This is a genomic window from Microbacterium sp. S1037, assembly GCF_048381605.1.
GTDB lineage: Bacteria > Actinomycetota > Actinomycetes > Actinomycetales > Microbacteriaceae > Microbacterium > Microbacterium testaceum_B.
Genome location: NZ_JBLWIG010000001.1, coordinates 116,734 through 134,792, shown reverse-complemented (window position 1 = coordinate 134,792; position 18,059 = coordinate 116,734). Strand labels below are relative to the sequence as shown.

Below are 18,059 nucleotides of genomic sequence, written 5' to 3'. Positions count from 1 at the left end.
GGTTGGCGCGGCCGGGGGCCGACCAGACGCCCACGGCGGGAGCGGCGAGCAGGGCGAGGGCGTCGTCGACGGCGCTCATGCCGTCACCTCCGGAACGGTGTCGAGGGCGGCGCGCAGGCGCTCGGCCTGCGACTCGGGGGTCACGTCGCCGATCCAGGCGCCCATGGCGGCCTCGGATCCGGCGAGGTACTTCAGCTTGTCGGCCGCACGGCGCGGCGAGGTGATCTGCAGGTTGAGGCGCACGGCATCCCTCGCCCGTCCGACCGGCGCCTGGTGCCAGGCGGCGATGTAGGGGGTGGGGGTGTCATACAGGGCGTCGATGCCGCGCAGCAGCCGGAGGTAGAAGGGCGCCAGCTCGTCGCGCTCGGCGTCGGTCGTCTCGGCGAGATCGGCGACGTGGCGGTGCGGGAGCACGTGCACCTCGATGGGCCAGCGGGCCGCGAACGGCACGAAGGCGGTCCAGTGCTCGCCGCGCAGCACGACGCGCTCGCCGGCGGACTCGAAGTCGAGGATGCGCGCGAACAGGTCGCTCGAGGTGCGCGAGATCGTGTCGAGCAGGCGGTGCGTGCGCGGGGTCACGTACGGGTAGGCGTAGATCTGCCCGTGCGGGTGGGGCAGGGTGACCCCGATCTGCTCCCCGCGGTTCTCGAACGGGAAGACCTGACGGATGCCGGGCAGAGCCGAGAGCGCCGCGGTCCGATCGGCCCACGCCTCGATGACGGTGCGGGCGCGGGTGCGCGAGAGCGATCCGAACGACCCCTCGTGCGCGGGGCTGAAGCACACGACCTCGCAGCGTCCGACCGAGGTGCGCGTGCGGCCCAGGCCGAGGTGCTCGAGGTCGTCGTCTCCGCGCGGGGGGTCGACCGCGGCCGGAGCGTCGCCGACCGCGCTGTCGAGCGCGGGACCGAACGACGGCGACTTGTTCTCGAAGACCGCGACGTCGTACAGCGACGGGATCTCGGACGGGTTGGTCGGCGTCTGCGGCGACAGCGGGTCGAGGTGCGCGGGGGGCAGGAACGCGCGGTTCTGACGGTTGGATGCCACGGTGATCCAGTCGCCCGTCAGCACGTCCTGCCGCATGGTCGCCGTCATCGGCCGGGGGTCGAGGGTGCGGGCGTCGATCGCGCGCTCGGCGCCGAGCGTCGTGTCGGGGTCGTCGAAGTAGATGAGCTCGCGTCCGTCGGCCAGGTGCGTGGGCCGCTTGACGACGCCGGCGCCCAGAGGCACCGCGGAGAGGATGTCCGTGTTCACGATAACACGCTACATCCGGCGCGTGATATCGTCAACATCGAGGGGGCGTGATGCGCGTATCCATGGCCGACGTGGCCGCGAGGGCCGGGGTCTCGGCGCAGACGGTGTCGCGCGTCGCGAACGGCAGCCCCCGGGTCGACCCCGCGACACGGGCGCGCGTCGAGAAGGCGATGGCCGACCTCGGCTATCGCATGCACCGCGCCGCGCGGGCGCTGCGTACCGGGCAGACCTCGACCATCGGCCTCGTCGTGTCGACCCTCGCGTCCGTCGGCAACTCGCGCATGCTCCAGGCGATCTCCGAGGCCGCCGCTACCCGCGACTACGCCCTCGCCGTCGTGACGGTCGGGGAGCGAGGCATCCGCGAGGCGTTCGCCCGCCTGCGGTCGCAGGGCGTCGATGGGGCCGTCGTGCTGAACGAGGCGACCGAGCTCGCGCGCGACGCGCAGCCGCCCGCGGATCTGCACCTCGTCGTGGTCGACTCCCCGGCCGACGCGCGGTTCTCGATCGTGCAGACCGACCACGCCGGCGGCGCACGGGCCGCCACCGCCCACCTGTTGGCCCTCGGCCATGACACGGTGCACCACCTCGCCGGACCGCGCGGCTCGTTCGCCGCGGCCGAGCGCGAGCGTGGATGGCGCGAGGCGCTCGCGGACGGCGGGCTCGTCGCGCCCGAACCGGTCCGCGGCGATTGGACGTCGGCATCCGGGTACTCCGCCGTCGCGGGCCTCACCGGTGCCACGGCGATCTTCGTCGCCAACGATCAGATGGCCCTCGGTGCTCTGCGCGCTCTCGCCGACGAGGGCCGCGGTGTTCCCGAGGATGTCTCCGTGGTGGGCTTCGACGACATCGCGGATGCCGCGGAGTTCCGCCCGCCGCTGACCACCGTCCGCCAGGACTTCGACGCGCTGGGCCGTCGCGCCGTCGTCGCCCTGATAGCGGCGATCGAGGGCGGCGATCCGGTCGCGGAGACGGTGCCGGCGACACTGGTGGTGCGCGAGAGTACCGCTGTGCGGTGAGTGTCGCCCTTCGTGTGACCCTCAGTTGAGCGGTGGTACACCGAATGTTCAGGTGGTACACTTGAGCCATGCCGACCACCCGTCCCCGCACCCAGGTGACGCACACCGTCGAGATCGAGGAGGCGCTGCAGATCGCGCGTTCCCGCTGGCCCGATGAGTCGCCGAGCGCGCTGATCACGCATCTCGTCGTCGCGGGTGGTCGCGCCCTCCGCGGCGAGGAGTCTCGACGTTCCGCCGCACAGCGTCGCCGCATCGACCTCGTCATCGACCAGTTCGCGGGGATCTACCCCGAGGGTTACCTGCGGGAACTCCGCGAGGATTGGCCGGAGTGATCGTTCTCGACGCCGGCGTCATCATCGCTCTGTTCACTCCCGGTGACGCCCATCACGATCGCGCCAAGAAGCTGCTGGCCGACGACCCTGGTCCGTTTCTGATGCACCCGCTCACGGTCGCCGAGACGCTGGTCGGGGCGGCACGCGTCGGCCGAGAGGCGGAGATGTGGCGAGCCCTGCGCGCTCTGCGGGTCGAGGCGGTGGACATGGGCCCCGACGAGCCGGTGCTCGTGGCGACCTTGCGCGCTCGCCACTCGCTGAAGATGCCCGACACGTGCGTTCTCGCCGCCGCCACGCACCTCGACGCTCCGCTCGCGACGTTCGACGACCGGCTCGGCGCGGTCGCCGACCAGCTGTCGCTTCGCCATCACGCATAAACGGCATCCACGCGCAGAAACACGAGCAGCTCGCGTTTATGTGCGTGGATCGCGTTTAGGCAAGGGGCCGAACCGCCGCGTCGATCGCCCGCACCATCCGCGGGGGAACCCGCGCCCGTGAGGCCGTGCGCCCGGCCTACGCGGCCGGGAGATCCATCGTCACGGTCGTGCGACCGTCGGGAGCGCTGTCGAGCCCGACGGTGCCGCCGTGCGCGACGGCGATCGCGCGAACCGTCGTGAGCCCGAGGCCGAAACCCTGGATCTCACCCGATCGCGCAAGCGAACCCCGGTAGAAGCGGTCGAAGGCTCGACGCTGTTCGGTCGGCCCGAGACCGGGGCCGTCGTTGGTCACCGCCAGCACCGCGCGGCCGTCGTGGACGCCGTACGACACGGTGATCGCGGACGACGGGATGCCGAACTTCACCGCGTTCGTGAGCAGCTCGACGATCGCGAGGCGCACCTGTGTGCCGTCGAGTCGGGCGGACGTGGGGCCGGTGGCGGCCGTCTCGATGAGGAACGCGCGGGCGTCGGCGAACGCGGCGACCTCGGCGACCGCGGTGGCGACGATCTCGCCGAGGTCGACGTCGTCCGGGTGGAGCGTCTTCTCGCTCTCGCTCGCCGCGAAGAGATCGCGCACCCGGTGCGACAGATCGGCGGTGCGGCGGGTGACCACGTCGACGTAGCGCTTCAGGCGGGTGTCCTCGGGTCCGACCTCGTCGTCGATGAGGTCGAGGAATCCGGTGATGCTCGTGAGCGGCGTGCGCAGTTCGTGCGACACCGTGCGCAAGAACTGCTCGCGCACCTCGATCGTCTCGGCGAGAACCGTGGCGTCGTAGATGACGATGACGGTTCCGCGCACGTCGCCGTCGGCTCGGCGCACCCGGCCCGATGAGGCGACCACGGCGACGGGGGCGTCCGCGGGGCCCCACCACTCGAACTCGTCGCTGACGGCGTCGCCCGCGAGAGCGCGCGGAATCACCTGTTCCCTCGCGGGGACGACGCTGGTGCGGTCGGCGTCGAAGACCGCGTCCCCGGCCATCGGCGGCTCGTCGAGGCGGAAGCCGCCCAGTTCGGCAAAGCGGTGCGCCCGGGCGTTGGCGATCTCCAACCGCCCCTGGGCGTCGTAGAAGATGACCCCGGCGTTCACGGTGTCGACGATGCCCAGGGCGACGGACTGGGTGTCCCGTGCCTCATCCAAGGCCTCGGCCTGGGCGCGAGACGCCCGCGCCAGTTGCCGCGAGTTGCGCCGCAGGTGGCGCGCGGCGACGAAGACGATGACGGCGACCCCCACGACGAGGGTCGGCATGATCACGACGTTCGCCCACTCGACCGGCGACGACGGCCAGGCTCCGACGTAGACGAAGCGGAACGAGGTGATGAAGCCCGTTCCGAACACGCCGACGAGGATGCCGTACCAGGGGAATCCGTAGGCGAGCCACAGCACGGGGAAGATCGCGAGCACCGAGACGGAGGGGAAGGTGGGGAGGAGTTCGGCGCGGATCAGGGCGACGGCGAGCAGATCGAGCACCGCGACGAGCATCATCCACGAGCGAGGGAGGCGCTCCCAGGGTACGGCGAGCGCGAGGACGCTCGCTATGATGCTGAGGACCGCCCCCGCGACGACGACGCCCGCGGTGAGGGTCGAGGGCTGGGCGAGACCCGCGATACCGACGAGGAAGACCACCGCGAGCACGAAGGGGAGTTGCGCGCGGAGGAACACCCGCGACCGCCCGCGAGGGGTGGCCTCCATCTCGAACAACGGCATCGACGCGCCCCTCCTCTCTGCGCTCCGACCGTACTCGACACGATCGCCGCGCAGGCAGGCTTGCGCGACGACGGCCGGGGATGCCACGAACGACAGGTGCGGCATCCGGCCCGTCACGCCGAGGGGCCCCAGGGCATCGGACGGTCGGTGTCCCGCGATGCGTCGTCGGGAAGGTGCGGGAGCGCCTCCCCTCCTGCCCGGATGCAGAGCCAGCGCAGTTCACCCGTTCCTTCGGGGTCCGCGCGCCAGGTGCGCCACACGTTCTGGCCGACTCGCACCACGCTGCCTGGTCCGACGTCCACGACATCGCCGTCGAGCCCCATCTGACCACGGCCCTCGAGGAACACGTACAGCTCCTCGACGCGGGTGTGCGTATGCCAGTACCCCGCCTCCTCCCCGGGAAGGAGCGCGTTCGCCGTCATACCGATGAACTGCATCGTCAACTCGTGATCGACCACGCGGCGTCCGTCGCGCGAGCGGGCTGGGGCAAAGCCGCCGAAGTGATCGCGCCAGGCATCGAGCCCGCCGATCTCAGTGATCTCGTAGTCGCTCATCGGGTCTCGCTCTCGGGGTCGATCAGCTGCCAGTCGTCGTCGGTGCGACGGTAGATCGTGCGCAGGTGTTTGCGGTCGGCGGAGCCCTGCCAGAACTCGACGCGATCGGCGACCAGACGCCACATCACCCACTCGCCGGGGCCGATGCCGTCGCGAGCGGCGGCCGAGCGAGCGGCGAGATCCGCCGCCGAGTCCTCCGCCGAGGCCTCGACCACCTTGCCCCGCACACGGACGGCCCGCAGCACGGCAGGCCACCAGAAGTTCAGCGCTGCGGCGGGGTGGGCGGACAACTGCCCGGCCTTCGCCGAGGCGCGGGGGCCGGCGAAGGCCCACCCGTCCGGTCCGAGATCTTTGAGGATCAGTGTGCGCGCGTCCGGGATGCCATCGGCATCGACCGTCGCGAGAGTGGCGCCATGGGCTTCCGCGACGCCGGCCTCGACGGCCTCCCGGATCCAACGCGCGAACAGATGCTCCGGCAGGTCGGGGAGGGGCTCGGCATCCGTGGCCGGCGGAGTCCCCGTGAGGGAGGGGAGCGAGCGGAGCCAGGCGGCCATCGTCATGCCCCCATCCTGCCCCGTGTCTCCCCGCGCGAGTCGCCAAGAATTGTCGCTTCAGGCGCTCCGGAAGCGACAATTCTTGGCAACTCAAGCGCGTCGCGAGCCTCACGCACCTCACGCGCGCGGAGCGCGCGGCACACCTCACGCGCGCCCGTGCTCGGGGCGGATTACTCCTCCAGCTGCCCCAGCGACGGGGCGGCGACGAAGCGCGCGACGGGATCGACGGCATGCTCCAGCTCGAGGACGACGATCTCGTTGGCGCCGGCGCGCAGTGCGGGGGCGGGAACGTACAGCGTCCGCTGGGGCACGTTGTTCCAGTACCGGCCGAGGAAGAAGCCGTTCACGAACGCGAAGCCCTTGCCCCAGGCGCCCGTGTCGAGGAACAGGTCTGCGGGGGCGCCCAGGTCGAAGGTGCCTCGCAGCAGCGCCCGCCCCAGGGTGCCTTCCCCGGTGCCGGCGGCCGATGCCACCTCGACCGGCGTCGCGGTCCAGCCGACGAGCGGGGCACCGCCCAGCGTCGCCCCACCGATCAGGCCCTTGGCCTCGCCCAGGCGGTCGGCGTAGTTGACGCGCCCCTGGTCCTCGACGAGCACGGTGAGTCGCGACCCCGCGGGGATGGCGAGCGCCCGCTCGTGCAGTGTCCGCGAGAGGCGCCCGACGAACACACCGTCCACGTGCACCCACGCCAGGTCGCGCACCTCGCCGAAGACCAGCGCGGCCGGACCCGAGAACGGGGGCAGCTCCACGTCGTATCGCACCAGCGGACCGAGGTGTCCGAGCTCCTCGAACGTCGCGGGGTCGTCCGAGACGGAACCCGTGGGTGCCGGCATCCAGTCGCCCTCTCCCGACAGCGCCACCTCGAGGACCGGCGCTTCCGGCCGCCCGGACGGCACGTCCGAAGGCACCGGCGCGTACTTCGCGATGACCTCGCGGAACGCGTGGAACTTCGCCGTCGGGTGACCCGACTCGTCGATGGGGGCGTCGTAGTCGTAGGAGGTGACGATGGGGTCGTACCGGCCCTTGTCGTTCGCGCCGTTCGTCGTGCCGAAGTTCGTCCCGCCGTGCACCATGTAGATGTTGACCGAGGCTCCTGCCGCGAGCAGGACGTCCAGATCGTGGGCGGATGCCGCGGGGTCGGTCGTGTGGTGGATGCTGCCCCACCAGTCGAACCAGCCGTCCCAGAACTCGCTGCACATGAGTGGTCCGGTCGGCTGGTGCTCGCGCAGGGTCGTCAGGCGCTCTTCCGAGCGTGAGCCGAACGAGCCGGTGAGGTGCAGTTCGGGCAGGCTCCCCGCCTCGAGCATCCACGGCATGGGCTGGTCGACGGTGGTCAGCGGCACGGTGATGCCGGCATCCTTCGTCACCCGCACGAGCTCGCGCAGGTACTCCTTGTCGGAGCCGTACGCGCCGTACTCGTTCTCGATCTGCACGAGCACCACGTTGCCGCCGCGGTCGATCTGGCGCGGGGCGACGATCTCGTACACGCGCTCGAGGTAATCCGTGACGGCGGCGAGGTACTGCGGCTCCGAGCGGCGCAGACCGATCCCCGGCGTCGAGGTCAGCCAGACCGGGAGGCCCCCGTTGTGCCACTCGGCGCAGATGTAGGGTCCCGGACGCACGATCGCGTGCAGCCCCTCGGCGGCGATCAGGTCGAGGAAGCGTCCGAGGTCGTTCCACCCGGTGGCATCCCACTCGCCCTTCACGGGCTCGTGGGCGTTCCACGCGACGTAGGTCTCGATGGTGTTGAGTCCCATCGCCTTCGCCGTGCGGATGCGGTCGGCCCAGTGCTCGGGGTGGATGCGGAAGTAGTGCAGCGTGCCCGAGATGACCTGGTGCGGTCGCCCGTCGAGCAGGAAGTCGGTTTCGCCGATGGTGAAGGTCGTCACGGTGTCTTTCGGGGGTCAGGCGAGCGAGCGTGCGCGCACGCGCGCCCAGGCGAGAGCGGGGAGGGTGAAGCGCAGGATGCCGTCGTCGCCGACGCGAACGTCCAGGGCGACGGGGGCGACGGGCTCGGCGTCGGCGGAGTTGGTGGTGTGGCGGTCGCCGCCCTCGGGGATGGTCACGACGACCGCGTCGACGCCCTCGACCGCGCCGAGGTCGAGCTCGATCTCGGTCGCCGCGTGCAGGTCGCGGTGCGCAAGGAACACGGTGACGTCGCGTCCGTCGACGGTGGCGATCGCGTCGACTGCGTCGACGGCGCCGTGGCGGGCGGTGTCGATCGTCGCGCCCTCGACGTGCGGTACGACGACGCGACCGGATGCCGCTTCCGCGGTGAGTCTGAAGGGGTGGAACGTGCTCTGGCGCCATGCCGCCCCGCCGCCGGGCTCGGTGCGGATCGGGGCGATGACGTTCACGAGCTGCGCGAGGTTCGCCATCGAGACACGGTCGGCGCGGCGCAGGAGTGTGATGAGCAGGGAGCCGACGACCACGGCGTCGGTGACGGTGTAGTCGTCCTCGATGAGGCGCGGGGCGATCGGCCAGTCGCCCGTGAAGACGCGGGGCTTGTCGACCTCGTTCCACCGGGTCTGGTTCCAGACGTTCCACTCGTCGACGCTGATGCCGATCGGGTTACCGTCGGGGGTCGTCGCACCGACCTCGTCGATGATGCCGGCGACCTCGACGATGTAGCGGTTGAGGGCCGCGCCGCTGGCGAGGAAGCTCGCGGGGTCCTCGGGGTCTTCTTCGTAGTAGGCGTGGACCGAGATGTGGTCGATGAGACCGGCCGTGTGCCGCAGCACCGTGCGCTCCCAGGCGCCGAACGTCGGCATCTCGTGGTTCGAGCTGCCGGCGGCGACGAGCTCGACGGTCGGGTCGATGAAGCGCATCATGCGCGCGGTCTCGGCGGCGAGACGCCCGTACTCGTCGGCGGTCTTGTGGCCGATCTGCCACGGACCGTCCATCTCGTTGCCGAGACACCAGAGACGGATGCCGAAGGGTTCGTCGCGTCCGTTCTCGCGGCGGCGCTCGCTCAGCGCGGTGCCGGAGGGGTGGTTGGTGTACTCGAGCAGGTCGGCGGCCTCGGCGACGCCGCGCGTCCCGAGGTTGACCGCCTCCATGACCTCGAGCCCGGCGGCATCCGCCCACTCGGCGAACTCGTGCAGGCCCACCTGGTTGGTCTCGGTGCTGTGCCACGCGGCATCCAGGCGCACCGGACGCTCCTCGCGCGGGCCGACGCCGTCCTCCCAGCGGTACCCCGACACGAAGTTGCCGCCGGGGTAGCGCACGACGGTGGCACCGAGCTCGCGCACGAGCTCGAGGACATCGGCGCGGAAGCCCGCGGCATCCGCCGTCTCGTGTCCAGGGCTGTGGATGCCGTCGTACACGCAGCGGCCCATGTGTTCGACGAACGTGCCGAACAGGCGGCGCGGCACGGCGGCGCCGAGGGCGTCCCGGTCGACGGCGATGCGGGTGGGGGAGGTCATGCGGGTCTCCTGGAGGAAAGGAAGGGAAGGGGCGGGTCGCTCGCTCGCGCGTTGCGACCCGCCCCCTGATGATCGTGCTTACTTGTTGACCGAGAAGCCCTGCTCGTTGCCGTACTGCACGAGCTGGTCCTGCCAGGCGCTGAGGCCCTTGTTCAGGTCGCCCTTTGTGGCGTACGCCTGGCCCACGGTGTCGTTGAAGATGCTGTTCGCGTACACCTGGTAGGGCAGGTAGCTCCAGCCCTCGCGCACCTCGCTCGAGGCCTGCGTGAGGACCTCGTTGATCTTCTGGCCACCGAAGTAGTCCGACGCCTTGTCGACGAAGGAGGGGTCGCTCAGCTGAGCGGTCGTGGACGGGAAGCCGCCGGACTCGGCGAAGATCTTCAGGCTCTCCTCGTCGTTGTTCAGCCACTTGAGGAAGCCCGCGGCCAGAGCCGGGTTCTTGCTCTGCTTCGTGACCGCCTGGCCACCGCCGCCGTTCTCGGCCGTGACGGCCTTGCCGTCGTAGGTCGGGATGGGTGCGACGGCCCACTTGCCGGCGCCGTCGGGAACCGACGACTCGAGCACGCCCGGCATCCACGCGCCGATCACGAGCGAGGCGATCGAGCCGTCACCGAGGCCCTTGAACCACTCGTCGCTCCAGCTCGGGGTGTCGGAGATGAGGCCGCCCTCGATGAGGCGGTTCCAGTTGTCGGCGAACTTCTTCGAGCCCTCGTCCTGCAGGTCGACGGTCACGTCGGTGCCGGAGGTCGTGAAGGGCGTGCCGCCGGCCTGCCAGATCATGCTGGTGGTGAAGCCCGCGTCGCCGGTGTCGGCGGTGATGTACTTCGTCGGGTCGGCCGCGTGCAGCTTCTGCGCTGCCGCGAGGTACTCGTCCCACGTGGTCGGCACCGAGATGCCGTACTGGTCGAACACCGACTTGTTGTAGAAGAGGGCCATGGGGCCCGAGTCCTGCGGGAGGCCGTAGATCTTTCCGTCGAAGTCGACCGAGCCCCAGGTGCCGGGGCTGTAGTCGCCCTTGAGGTCGGCGAAGCCGTACGACGACAGGTCGACGAGCGAGTCCGACAGGGCGAACTGCGGGAAGGCGTAGTACTCGATCTGCACGACGTCAGGAGCGCCCGAGCCGGCCTTGATCGCGTTCTGGAGCTTCGCGTACTCGTCCTTGTTGGTGCCGGCGTTGACGTAGTTGACCTTGACGTTCGGGTACTTCGCCTCGAACGCCTTGACCTGCGCCTCGGCCGAGGGCGTCCACGACCAGTACGTGATCTCGCCACCGGCCTCGAGGGCCTTCTCGATGTCGTCGGCGCTTCCGCCGTTGCTTCCGCCGCCCGTGCTGCCGCCGGAGCAGGCAGTCAGCGCGCCCACCGTCAGCGCGGTCGCTGCGACGGCGAACACGGCCCGCCGCACGGCGGTGCCCTTGCCCATGAATGTCATCGGGATTCCTTCACTTCGTTGTTGTGGATGGTGTTGCGTGTTTCCGGGGCAGGACGCTCCGGGTTCGGGAGGAGATCGAGGGTCACTGCTTGACGCTGCCGGCGCTGAGCCCGGACTGCCAGAAGCGCTGCAGCACGAGGAACGCGGCGACGATCGGGATGATCGAGAGCACCGAGCCCGTGATGACGAGGTTGTAGATCGGCTGCGCCGCGACCCCGGTGGCCTGGGCGTTCCACTGGTTGAGGCCGACGGTGAGCGGGTACCACTGCGGGTCGCTCAGCATGATCAACGGCAGGAAGTAGTTGTTCCACGTCGCGACGACCGCGAACAGCAGCACGGTCACGATGCCGGGGGTCAGCAGCCGGATCGAGATCGTGAAGAAGGTGCGGAACTCGCCGGCGCCGTCCATGCGGGCGGCTTCGAGGAGCTCGGTGGGAATGGCATCCGTCGCGTACACCCAGATGAGGTACAGGCCGAAGGGGCTGATGAGCGAGGGGATGATGATCGCCCAGGGCGTGTTGGTGAGCCCGAGCTGGCTGAACAGCAGGAAGGTCGGCACCGCGAGAGCCGTGCCGGGCACGGCGATCGCGCCGAGGACCACCGCGAAGACGGCCTTGCGTCCGCGGAAGTTGTACTTCGCCAGTCCGTACCCCGCGAGGGTCGCGAGCAGCGTCGCGCCACCGGCGCCGACGACGACGTAGAGCAGCGTGTTGCCGAGCCAGCGGACGAAGATGCCGTCGCGGTAGGTCAGCGTCTCGACGATGTTGTCGAACAGGGCGAAGCTGTTGCCGGGGCCGAGCCCGAAGGTCGTGAACAGGTCGGCCTGGGTCTTGGTCGCGTTGATGAGCAGCCAGAACAGCGGCACGAGCGTGTACAGCAGGTACAGGCCCATGACGATGCTCAGCACGAGCGACTTCTTGCTGCTCGTGGGGGAGCGGCGGGCGAGACGGGGGCCGCGCGAGGTCGTCACGGCCACGGTGTCGGTACGGGGTGCGGTCGCGGTGGTCATCGCGCCTCCTGACGAGAGCCGCGCAGCTGCACGACGTAGGCGATGACGGCGGTGATGACGCCCATGATGATCGCGATGGTGGCCGCGTAGTTGTACTGCTGGCCGGCGAACGAGAGGTTGTAGGCGTACATGTTCGGCGTGAAGAACGTCGAGATCACGTTCGGGGCCAGCGGCTTGAGGATGTTCGGCTCATTGAAGAGCTGGAAGCTGCCGATGATCGAGAAGATCGTCGCGATCACGACGGCTCCGCGGACGGCGGGGATCTTGATCGAGAAGATCGTGCGCCACGCGCCGGCCCCGTCGATGGATGCCGCTTCGTACAGCTCGGTGGGGATCGTCTTCAGCGACGAATAGAAGATGAGCATGTTGTAGCCCACGAACTGCCAGGTGACGATGTTGCCGATCGACAGCAGCATCCATTCGGGGAGGAAGGGCTGCACGAACTGCCCGCCGAGCAGGTCGTTGAGGTTGCGGGTCAGGCCGAACTGGTCGCCGTAGATGTAGCCCCACATGAGCACCGCCACGACCGCGGGCACCGCGTAGGGGAGGAAGATCACGATCCGGTAGAAGCCGGCGGCGTGCAGACGTGCGCTGTCGATCGCGAGGGCCGCCGCGAGCGCGAGGATCAGCATGATCGGCACCTGCACGACGAGGAAGATGCCGACGCGCCCGAACCCGTCCCAGAACTTCTCGTCGCCGAACGCGGTGATGTAGTTGGCGAAGCCGACGAACGCGTTGCCGCCGATCAGCTGGTCGCGGAAGAGGCTGAGGTACACCGAGTACGCCAGCGGTGCGAGGAAGACCAGCGCGAACACGAGGGCGAACGGAGCGACGAAGAGCCAGCCGCGATCGTCGATACGTGCACGGCGTTTGCGACGCGGGGGGCGCAGAGCAGGCGGGGGTGCCGCGGTGGTCGTCATCGTCCAGAGCCTCTTCGTTGGTGCGCATCCCGGCCGGGTCGTCGAGATGTTGACGTAAACATAACTCCGCCGCGCTAGTGTGTCAACGTCAACATCCCAGGAGGTCACCGTGACCGAGACGACGACGACGTCGAGCGTGGTTGCGCCGCGCGGACGACGGCGCGAGGTGTCGATGGCCGACGTCGCGGCGGCCGCCGGCGTGTCGGGACAGACCGTCTCGCGCGTCGCGAACGGCCGCACCAACGTCGATCCCGAGACCCGGCAACGGGTTCTGGACGCCATGACCTCGCTCGGCTATCGACCGAACAGCGCCGCGCGCGCTCTGCGCTCGGGGCGCTTCCGCAGCATCGGCGTGATCATGTTCTCGCTGAGCTCGTACGGCAACACGCGCACACTCGACGCGCTGGCGTCGATGGCGGCGGCATCCGGATACTCCATCACCCTCATCACGGTGCAGTCCGCGTCGCAGTCCGACGTGTCGGGGGCGTTCCTGCGCCTGCGCGAGCACGCGGTCGACGGGATCGTGATCCTCATCGAGACCCACCGCCTCGGCGAGAACGAGCTCTCGATCCCGTCGGGGCTGCCGGTCGTGGTCGTCGACTCGAGCGCCGACTATCCCTACGCCGTCGTCGACAACGACCAGGCCCAGGGCGCGCGCCTGGCCACCGAGCACCTGCTCGACCTCGGCCACGAGACGGTGTGGCACGTGTCCGGCCCGCCCGAGTCGTTCGCCGCCGAGCGCCGCAGCGCGGCGTGGCGGACCGCCCTGGAAGACCGCGGATGCCACGTGCCCGCGGTGCAGATCGGCGACTGGACGGCCGAGTCGGGACACGCGATCGGCGAGACGCTCGCGCAGGATCCGGCGGTCACGGCGGTGTTCGCCGCGAACGACCAGATGGCGCTCGGGGTGATCCGGGCGCTGCACGAAGCCGGGCGCGCGGTACCGGGGGACGTCAGCGTCGTCGGCTTCGACGACACGCCCGAGTCGGGGAACTTCTGGCCCCCGCTCACCACGGTGCGTCAGCGCTTCGAGCGCGTCGGTGAAGAGGCGATGAGCGCCCTGATCGCCGACATCGAGGGCACCGGCGGCGAGCACGCCCGCACCCTCGTGCCGACCTCGCTCGTGGTGCGGGCGAGCTCCGGCCCGCGGCGCTGAGGTTCGCGGCAGTCCCACGCTGAGGGTGCGGTGGGGGCCGGGGCTGGGTCTGCGGTGGTGGGCGCGGTCCGAGGTGCGGGTGCGCGTGATGAACGGAGGATCTGGGGCTGGCGGAGGATCTTCGCGCAGGATTCCTCCTCCCTGTGTCCCTGACCCTCCGCCCGTCACGCGGTGCGGCGCCGGTGCGGTGGCGTGGTACTCGGTCCGTGCAGCATGCGGCGCCTTGCCGCGAGGGAGGAGCTCTGTGGAGGGGAGGGCGGATGCCACGGCGCGCGTCCTCTTGCCCCGGAATCGCCCGCACTCGCGGGGCGCTGCGCGTCGGCGTCGGCGCGTGACGGGCGGAGGGTTTGGGGCGAGCGGAGGTCGCGCGCGATAGATCGCGTCCTCCCTCCGTCCCTGGTCCGTCGCGCGTCCCCACGCGCGTCGGCGTCGGCGCGTGACGGGCGGAGGGTTTGGGGCGAGCGGAGGTTGAGCGCGGCGGATTCGTCCTCCCTCCGTCCCTGACCCTCCCTCCGTCACGCGGCGCTCCGCTCGCGCCCCCGCCCGGCACACGACGGAATCGTTGCGCGCAGCGCGCGGATCGGCTTAGGCTCGGTGTTGACGTCAACATGTTGACGTCAACATCCCCCCACAGGTCGCACCGACGCGGCCGGAAACGGAAACGACGATGACGTCTCGAGTCCTTTCTTCCACGTGCGCCGCGGCTCTGGTCGCCGGCGTCCTGACCGCCGGAGCGGCCGCCGCGCCACCCCCGGCGAGAGCCGCCGACGACCCGTCGGCCGTGCGCATCACCCCCAACCCCGCCTCGGCCACCGAGGCCTTCGAGGGCTGGGGGACGAGCCTGGTGTGGTTCGCCAACGCCACCGGGAACTACCCCGCCGACGTGCGGCAGAAACTCTTCGACGCCGTCTTCGGCGATGAGGGGCTGAACCTCAACATCGCCCGGTACAACGTCGGCGGCGGCAACGCGACCGACGTGCCGCCGTACCTCCGCGCGGGTGGCGCGGTGCCGGGATTCTGGAACCCCGACCTTCCGGCGACGGATGCCGAGGGCGAGATCACCTCGACCTACGCCGCCCGCGACCGCTACCGCGACGCGTGGAACCCCGACGACCCGACCCACTACGACTTCGACGCCGACTCCGCCCAGCGCTGGTGGCTCGACGCGTTGAAGGACAAGGTCACCCACTGGGAGGCGTTCAGCAACTCCCCGCCGTACTTCCTCACCGACAGCGGCTTCGTCTCGGGTGGGATCAACGACGCCACCAGTGAGCAGCTCCGCTCGGCCGACATGGAGAAGTTCGCCGGGTACATGGTCACCGTCGTCGACGAACTCGAGAAGGCCCATGGCATCCGGTTCGACACGATCGACCCGTTCAACGAGCCGAACACGAACTACTGGCAGACGCAGATCCCCGAGGGGGCGGCCTGGCCGACGGGCGGTCGGCAGGAGGGTGCGCACATCGGCCCCGAACGCCAGGACGAGATGATCCAGGTCCTCGCCGACCGACTCGGGCGCGACGACACGACGACGAATGCCGTGATCTCGGCGATGGACGAGACGAACCCCGGCACGTTCGTGCGCAACTGGGACACCTGGTCGGACGCCTCGAAGGCCGCCGTCGACCAGCTCAACGTGCACACGTACGGCACGGGCGGTCGCCCGGTCGTGCGCGACATCGCGAAGGCCTCCGACAAGCCGCTGTGGATGAGCGAGGTCGAGGGCAACTGGACCGACACCAGCCGCGGCTTCGTCACGAACGACATCGAGAACGGCCTCGGCATGGCCTCGCACATCGTCGGCGATCTGCGCGAGCTCGAGCCCGAGGCGTGGGTGTTCTGGCAGCCCGTCGAAGACCTCTACAACATGGAGAAGGTCGAGAAGCTCAACTGGGGCAGCGTCTTCATCGACTTCGACTGCAACGCCGACGGGCTCTCGGAGCGCCGGATCGCCGACGGCGACGCCGACCCGAGCTGCCAGGTGCTGACGAACGAGAAGTTCAACACGGTGCGCAACTTCACGCACTACATCCAGCCCGGCGACCGGCTCATGGCGACGAACGACACGAACTCCACCGCGGCGATCGACGCCGACGGCCAGGGGGCGTCGATCGTCCACGTGAACGCGGGCGACGCCGAGCAGGTGGTCGAGGTCGACCTCAGCCGTTTCGGCGAGATCGCACCCGGTGCCACGGTCACCCCGATCGTGACGACGCAGTCGACCGCGGAGGAGCCCTCGGTGAACGCGCTGCGTGCCGGTGACGCGGTCGCCGTGGATGCGGCATCCGGAATCGCCCGGCTCACGATCCCGGCGAAGTCGGTCGTGACCTTCGAGGTCGACGGCGTCTCGGGTGTCGCCGCGGACGCACCGGCGTTCCGTGACGGCGAAACCGTGCAGCTCGTCGGCGTGCAGAGCGGTCTTGCCCTCAACGGCGACGACGATCTCACGATCGAGACGGATGCCGCGACGCCCGAAGCGGCGCGTGCCCAGGGCTGGACCGTGCGCACGATCGACGGCGCCGGGACCAACCGCCACCGCTTTACGCTCCAGAACGGCGACGGGCTGTTCCTCGGCTCGCGCGACGGAGCGACGGCGCTGATCGACACCGACGCCGCCTCGGCGGCGGGCGACCCGGCGACCCAGTGGATGGGCTCGACGCTCGATGGCGAGACGTACTCGGTGCTCAACGTCGCGGCCGAGCGGGTCCTCGACGTCGACGGCGCGGCCACGGCGGCCGGGACGGCCGTGGGACTCTGGACCTCGAGCGGCGCGGCCAACCAGGCCTGGCGCCTGACGAGCACGACCGCCGTGGGCACCGACCCCGTGTCGGCCGCGACGCCCGTCGGCACGGCTCCCGAGCTCCCCGGGACGGTCACGGTCCGCTACGCCGGGGGTGTGGGCCGCGCGGCCCCGGTCACCTGGAACACCGACGGTCTCGACTTCGGCACCGCGGGGACGGTGGCCGTGCCCGGGACGGCCTCCGACGTGTTCGGGGCGTCGGTCGAGGCGCGCGCCGAGGTCGAGGTGGGCGCGTTCACGGCGACCCGTCCGCGCTCGGTGACCGTGGTCGCCGGCAGCGCGCTCGCCGCCGTGCAAGCGCAAGCCGATGACACCGTGCTCGCCGAGCTGCGTCCCTCGGGTGCGGGCTACGCGGTACCGGTTTCGTGGGACTGGAGCGACATCGACGAGGCGGCGTTCGCCGAGCCCGGTGCCGTCGAGGTCCAGGGAACGACAGACGACGGCCTCGACGCCCGGCTCACGGTGATCGTGACCGCCGCGGTCGACCGCAACGTCGCGCCCGAGAGCACCCCGTCCGCCAGCTACACCGAGAGCGGCTACGGCGTCGACCGCACGATCAACGGCGACACGACCGACAAGGGCTGGTCGAACTGGCGACCGGATGCCAAGAACCCGTCCGACACGCTTACGTACGCGCTCGCCGCGGACGAGACCGTGCGCGGCGTCGCCGTGCAGTTCTACCGCGACGGCGGCCCCAGCTGGGCCGACACGCTCCGCGTGGACCATCGCGCGGGTGACGGCGCCTGGGTCGAGGGCGAGCCGGTCGCGGTTCCCGTGCCCGAGCAGGGCGCCCCGCGGGTCGAGGTGCCGGTCGACGGTGCGCGGGCCGACGAGGTGCGGGTCGTGCTGACCGCCCGCGAGGACCAGCACATGATCGTGTCGGAGGTCGAGATCCTCGCCGACGCCCCGGCACCCGCCGGGATCGCCGACCTCGCGCGACTGACCGTCGGCGACGACGCTGTCGCGGGATTCGACCCGGCGACGACCGAGTACGCCGTCACCGTCGAGAGCGACACCCTGCCGCAGCTGTTCGCTCTCGCGGTCGACGAGGACGCCGTCGTCACGATCGTGCAGCCTCAGGATGCCGACGGCACCGGCACCGTCCGGGTGACGGCCCCCGACGGGGCGACGCGCACCTACACGGTCACGGTGGCCCTGGCCGAGCCGGGCACGCCGGGCCAGCCCGGGGAGCCGGGAACGCCCGGCGAGCCGGGGACGCCGAACGAGCCGGGCACTCCCGCGCCGGCGGCACCCGGCGGGGACGACTCCGCCACCGGGCAGAACCCCGGGCGCGGTGACCTGGCCTCGACGGGTCAGGACACCACGGGCCTCGCCGTCACGGTCGGTGCGGCGCTGCTGCTGCTCGCGCTGGGCGCGGCGACGCTGCTGGTGCGTCGCCGTCGCGTGCGAGCGTGAGAAGTCGCGCGCGAGCGTGAGAAGTCGCGTGCGAGCGTGAGAGAAGGGGCGGT

General features: G+C 70.6%; 14 protein-coding genes. 5 read left to right on the top strand and 9 right to left on the bottom strand.

What is annotated here, in order from left to right; translation table 11 throughout:
• Positions 1 to 75: 75 nt before the first annotated feature.
• On the bottom strand, positions 76 to 1,251 hold the full coding sequence (gene galT / locus ACMW4R_RS00565; protein WP_058615059.1) for a galactose-1-phosphate uridylyltransferase: 1,176 nt from the start codon (positions 1,249 to 1,251) through the stop codon (positions 76 to 78).
• Positions 1,252 to 1,301: 50 nt separating this feature from the next.
• Between galT and ACMW4R_RS00560 the strand changes: the two genes are divergently transcribed.
• The 3 genes from ACMW4R_RS00560 to ACMW4R_RS00550 all read left to right on the top strand — a co-directional run bounded on the left by ACMW4R_RS00560 (position 1,302) and on the right by ACMW4R_RS00550 (position 2,976).
• Positions 1,302 to 2,267 (top strand): LacI family DNA-binding transcriptional regulator, encoded by a 966-nt coding sequence (locus tag ACMW4R_RS00560; protein WP_418298830.1) that lies wholly within the window; start codon positions 1,302 to 1,304, stop codon positions 2,265 to 2,267.
• Positions 2,268 to 2,335: 68 nt separating this feature from the next.
• Positions 2,336 to 2,599: a hypothetical protein gene (locus tag ACMW4R_RS00555; protein WP_058595369.1), complete on the top strand. Its 264-nt coding sequence runs from the start codon at positions 2,336 to 2,338 to the stop codon at positions 2,597 to 2,599.
• A complete protein-coding gene (locus tag ACMW4R_RS00550; RefSeq protein ID WP_058595368.1) occupies positions 2,596 to 2,976 on the top strand; it encodes a type II toxin-antitoxin system VapC family toxin in 381 nt (126 codons plus the stop codon). Before ACMW4R_RS00555 ends, ACMW4R_RS00550 begins: the two co-directional genes overlap by 4 nt.
• A 136-nt stretch (positions 2,977 to 3,112) precedes the next feature.
• On the opposite strand, the gene ACMW4R_RS00545 is transcribed toward ACMW4R_RS00550, so the two are convergent.
• The 8 genes from ACMW4R_RS00545 to ACMW4R_RS00510 all read right to left on the bottom strand — a co-directional run bounded on the left by ACMW4R_RS00545 (position 3,113) and on the right by ACMW4R_RS00510 (position 12,634).
• Positions 3,113 to 4,741 carry a sensor histidine kinase gene (locus ACMW4R_RS00545; protein WP_058595374.1) on the bottom strand — a complete coding sequence of 543 codons (1,629 nt, stop codon included), beginning with the start codon at positions 4,739 to 4,741 and terminating at the stop codon, positions 3,113 to 3,115.
• Positions 4,742 to 4,854: 113 nt separating this feature from the next.
• Positions 4,855 to 5,295 carry a cupin domain-containing protein gene (locus ACMW4R_RS00540; RefSeq protein WP_058595367.1) on the bottom strand — a complete coding sequence of 147 codons (441 nt, stop codon included), beginning with the start codon at positions 5,293 to 5,295 and terminating at the stop codon, positions 4,855 to 4,857.
• Positions 5,292 to 5,855 (bottom strand): pyridoxine/pyridoxamine 5'-phosphate oxidase, encoded by a 564-nt coding sequence (locus ACMW4R_RS00535; RefSeq protein WP_058627649.1) that lies wholly within the window; start codon positions 5,853 to 5,855, stop codon positions 5,292 to 5,294. Before ACMW4R_RS00535 ends, ACMW4R_RS00540 begins: the two co-directional genes overlap by 4 nt.
• A 164-nt stretch (positions 5,856 to 6,019) precedes the next feature.
• Positions 6,020 to 7,738 (bottom strand): glycoside hydrolase family 35 protein, encoded by a 1,719-nt coding sequence (locus ACMW4R_RS00530; protein ID WP_418298829.1) that lies wholly within the window; start codon positions 7,736 to 7,738, stop codon positions 6,020 to 6,022.
• 15 nt (positions 7,739 to 7,753) lie between these two features.
• The gene (locus ACMW4R_RS00525) at positions 7,754 to 9,274 is read right to left on the bottom strand and encodes an alpha-N-arabinofuranosidase (protein WP_418298828.1); all 1,521 of its coding nucleotides are present in this window, start codon (positions 9,272 to 9,274) and stop codon (positions 7,754 to 7,756) included.
• A gap of 78 nt (positions 9,275 to 9,352) precedes the next feature.
• Complete coding sequence (locus ACMW4R_RS00520; protein ID WP_058595363.1) at positions 9,353 to 10,705, bottom strand: ABC transporter substrate-binding protein; 1,353 nt, start codon at positions 10,703 to 10,705, stop codon at positions 9,353 to 9,355.
• Positions 10,706 to 10,787: 82 nt separating this feature from the next.
• A complete protein-coding gene (locus ACMW4R_RS00515) occupies positions 10,788 to 11,597 on the bottom strand; it encodes a carbohydrate ABC transporter permease (RefSeq protein WP_058595373.1) in 810 nt (269 codons plus the stop codon).
• Positions 11,598 to 11,710: 113 nt separating this feature from the next.
• Positions 11,711 to 12,634 carry a carbohydrate ABC transporter permease gene (locus ACMW4R_RS00510; RefSeq protein WP_058595362.1) on the bottom strand — a complete coding sequence of 308 codons (924 nt, stop codon included), beginning with the start codon at positions 12,632 to 12,634 and terminating at the stop codon, positions 11,711 to 11,713.
• A 172-nt stretch (positions 12,635 to 12,806) separates the two neighbouring features.
• Between ACMW4R_RS00510 and ACMW4R_RS00505 the strand changes: the two genes are divergently transcribed.
• Both ACMW4R_RS00505 and ACMW4R_RS00500 read left to right on the top strand, forming a co-directional pair.
• Positions 12,807 to 13,790 (top strand): LacI family DNA-binding transcriptional regulator, encoded by a 984-nt coding sequence (locus ACMW4R_RS00505; RefSeq protein ID WP_153009075.1) that lies wholly within the window; start codon positions 12,807 to 12,809, stop codon positions 13,788 to 13,790.
• Between the two features lie 667 nt (positions 13,791 to 14,457).
• Complete coding sequence (locus ACMW4R_RS00500) at positions 14,458 to 18,006, top strand: RICIN domain-containing protein (protein ID WP_418298827.1); 3,549 nt, start codon at positions 14,458 to 14,460, stop codon at positions 18,004 to 18,006.
• Positions 18,007 to 18,059 lie beyond the last annotated feature (53 nt).

What these genes read in the sequence shown, in the direction of transcription:
- ACMW4R_RS00560 (WP_418298830.1), top strand. Translation starts at nt 1,302, where the DNA reads ATGCGCGTATCCATGGCCGACGTGGCCGCGAGGGCCGGGGTCTCGGCG.
- ACMW4R_RS00555 (WP_058595369.1), top strand. Translation starts at nt 2,336, where the DNA reads ATGCCGACCACCCGTCCCCGCACCCAGGTGACGCACACCGTCGAGATC.
- ACMW4R_RS00545 (WP_058595374.1), bottom strand. Translation starts at nt 4,741, where the DNA reads ATGCCGTTGTTCGAGATGGAGGCCACCCCTCGCGGGCGGTCGCGGGTG.
- ACMW4R_RS00540 (WP_058595367.1), bottom strand. Translation starts at nt 5,295, where the DNA reads ATGAGCGACTACGAGATCACTGAGATCGGCGGGCTCGATGCCTGGCGC.
- ACMW4R_RS00535 (WP_058627649.1), bottom strand. Translation starts at nt 5,855, where the DNA reads ATGACGATGGCCGCCTGGCTCCGCTCGCTCCCCTCCCTCACGGGGACT.
- ACMW4R_RS00525 (WP_418298828.1), bottom strand. Translation starts at nt 9,274, where the DNA reads ATGACCTCCCCCACCCGCATCGCCGTCGACCGGGACGCCCTCGGCGCC.
- ACMW4R_RS00520 (WP_058595363.1), bottom strand. Translation starts at nt 10,705, where the DNA reads ATGACATTCATGGGCAAGGGCACCGCCGTGCGGCGGGCCGTGTTCGCC.
- ACMW4R_RS00515 (WP_058595373.1), bottom strand. Translation starts at nt 11,597, where the DNA reads ATGGGCCTGTACCTGCTGTACACGCTCGTGCCGCTGTTCTGGCTGCTC.
- ACMW4R_RS00510 (WP_058595362.1), bottom strand. Translation starts at nt 12,634, where the DNA reads ATGACGACCACCGCGGCACCCCCGCCTGCTCTGCGCCCCCCGCGTCGC.
- ACMW4R_RS00505 (WP_153009075.1), top strand. Translation starts at nt 12,807, where the DNA reads ATGGCCGACGTCGCGGCGGCCGCCGGCGTGTCGGGACAGACCGTCTCG.
- ACMW4R_RS00500 (WP_418298827.1), top strand. Translation starts at nt 14,458, where the DNA reads ATGACGTCTCGAGTCCTTTCTTCCACGTGCGCCGCGGCTCTGGTCGCC.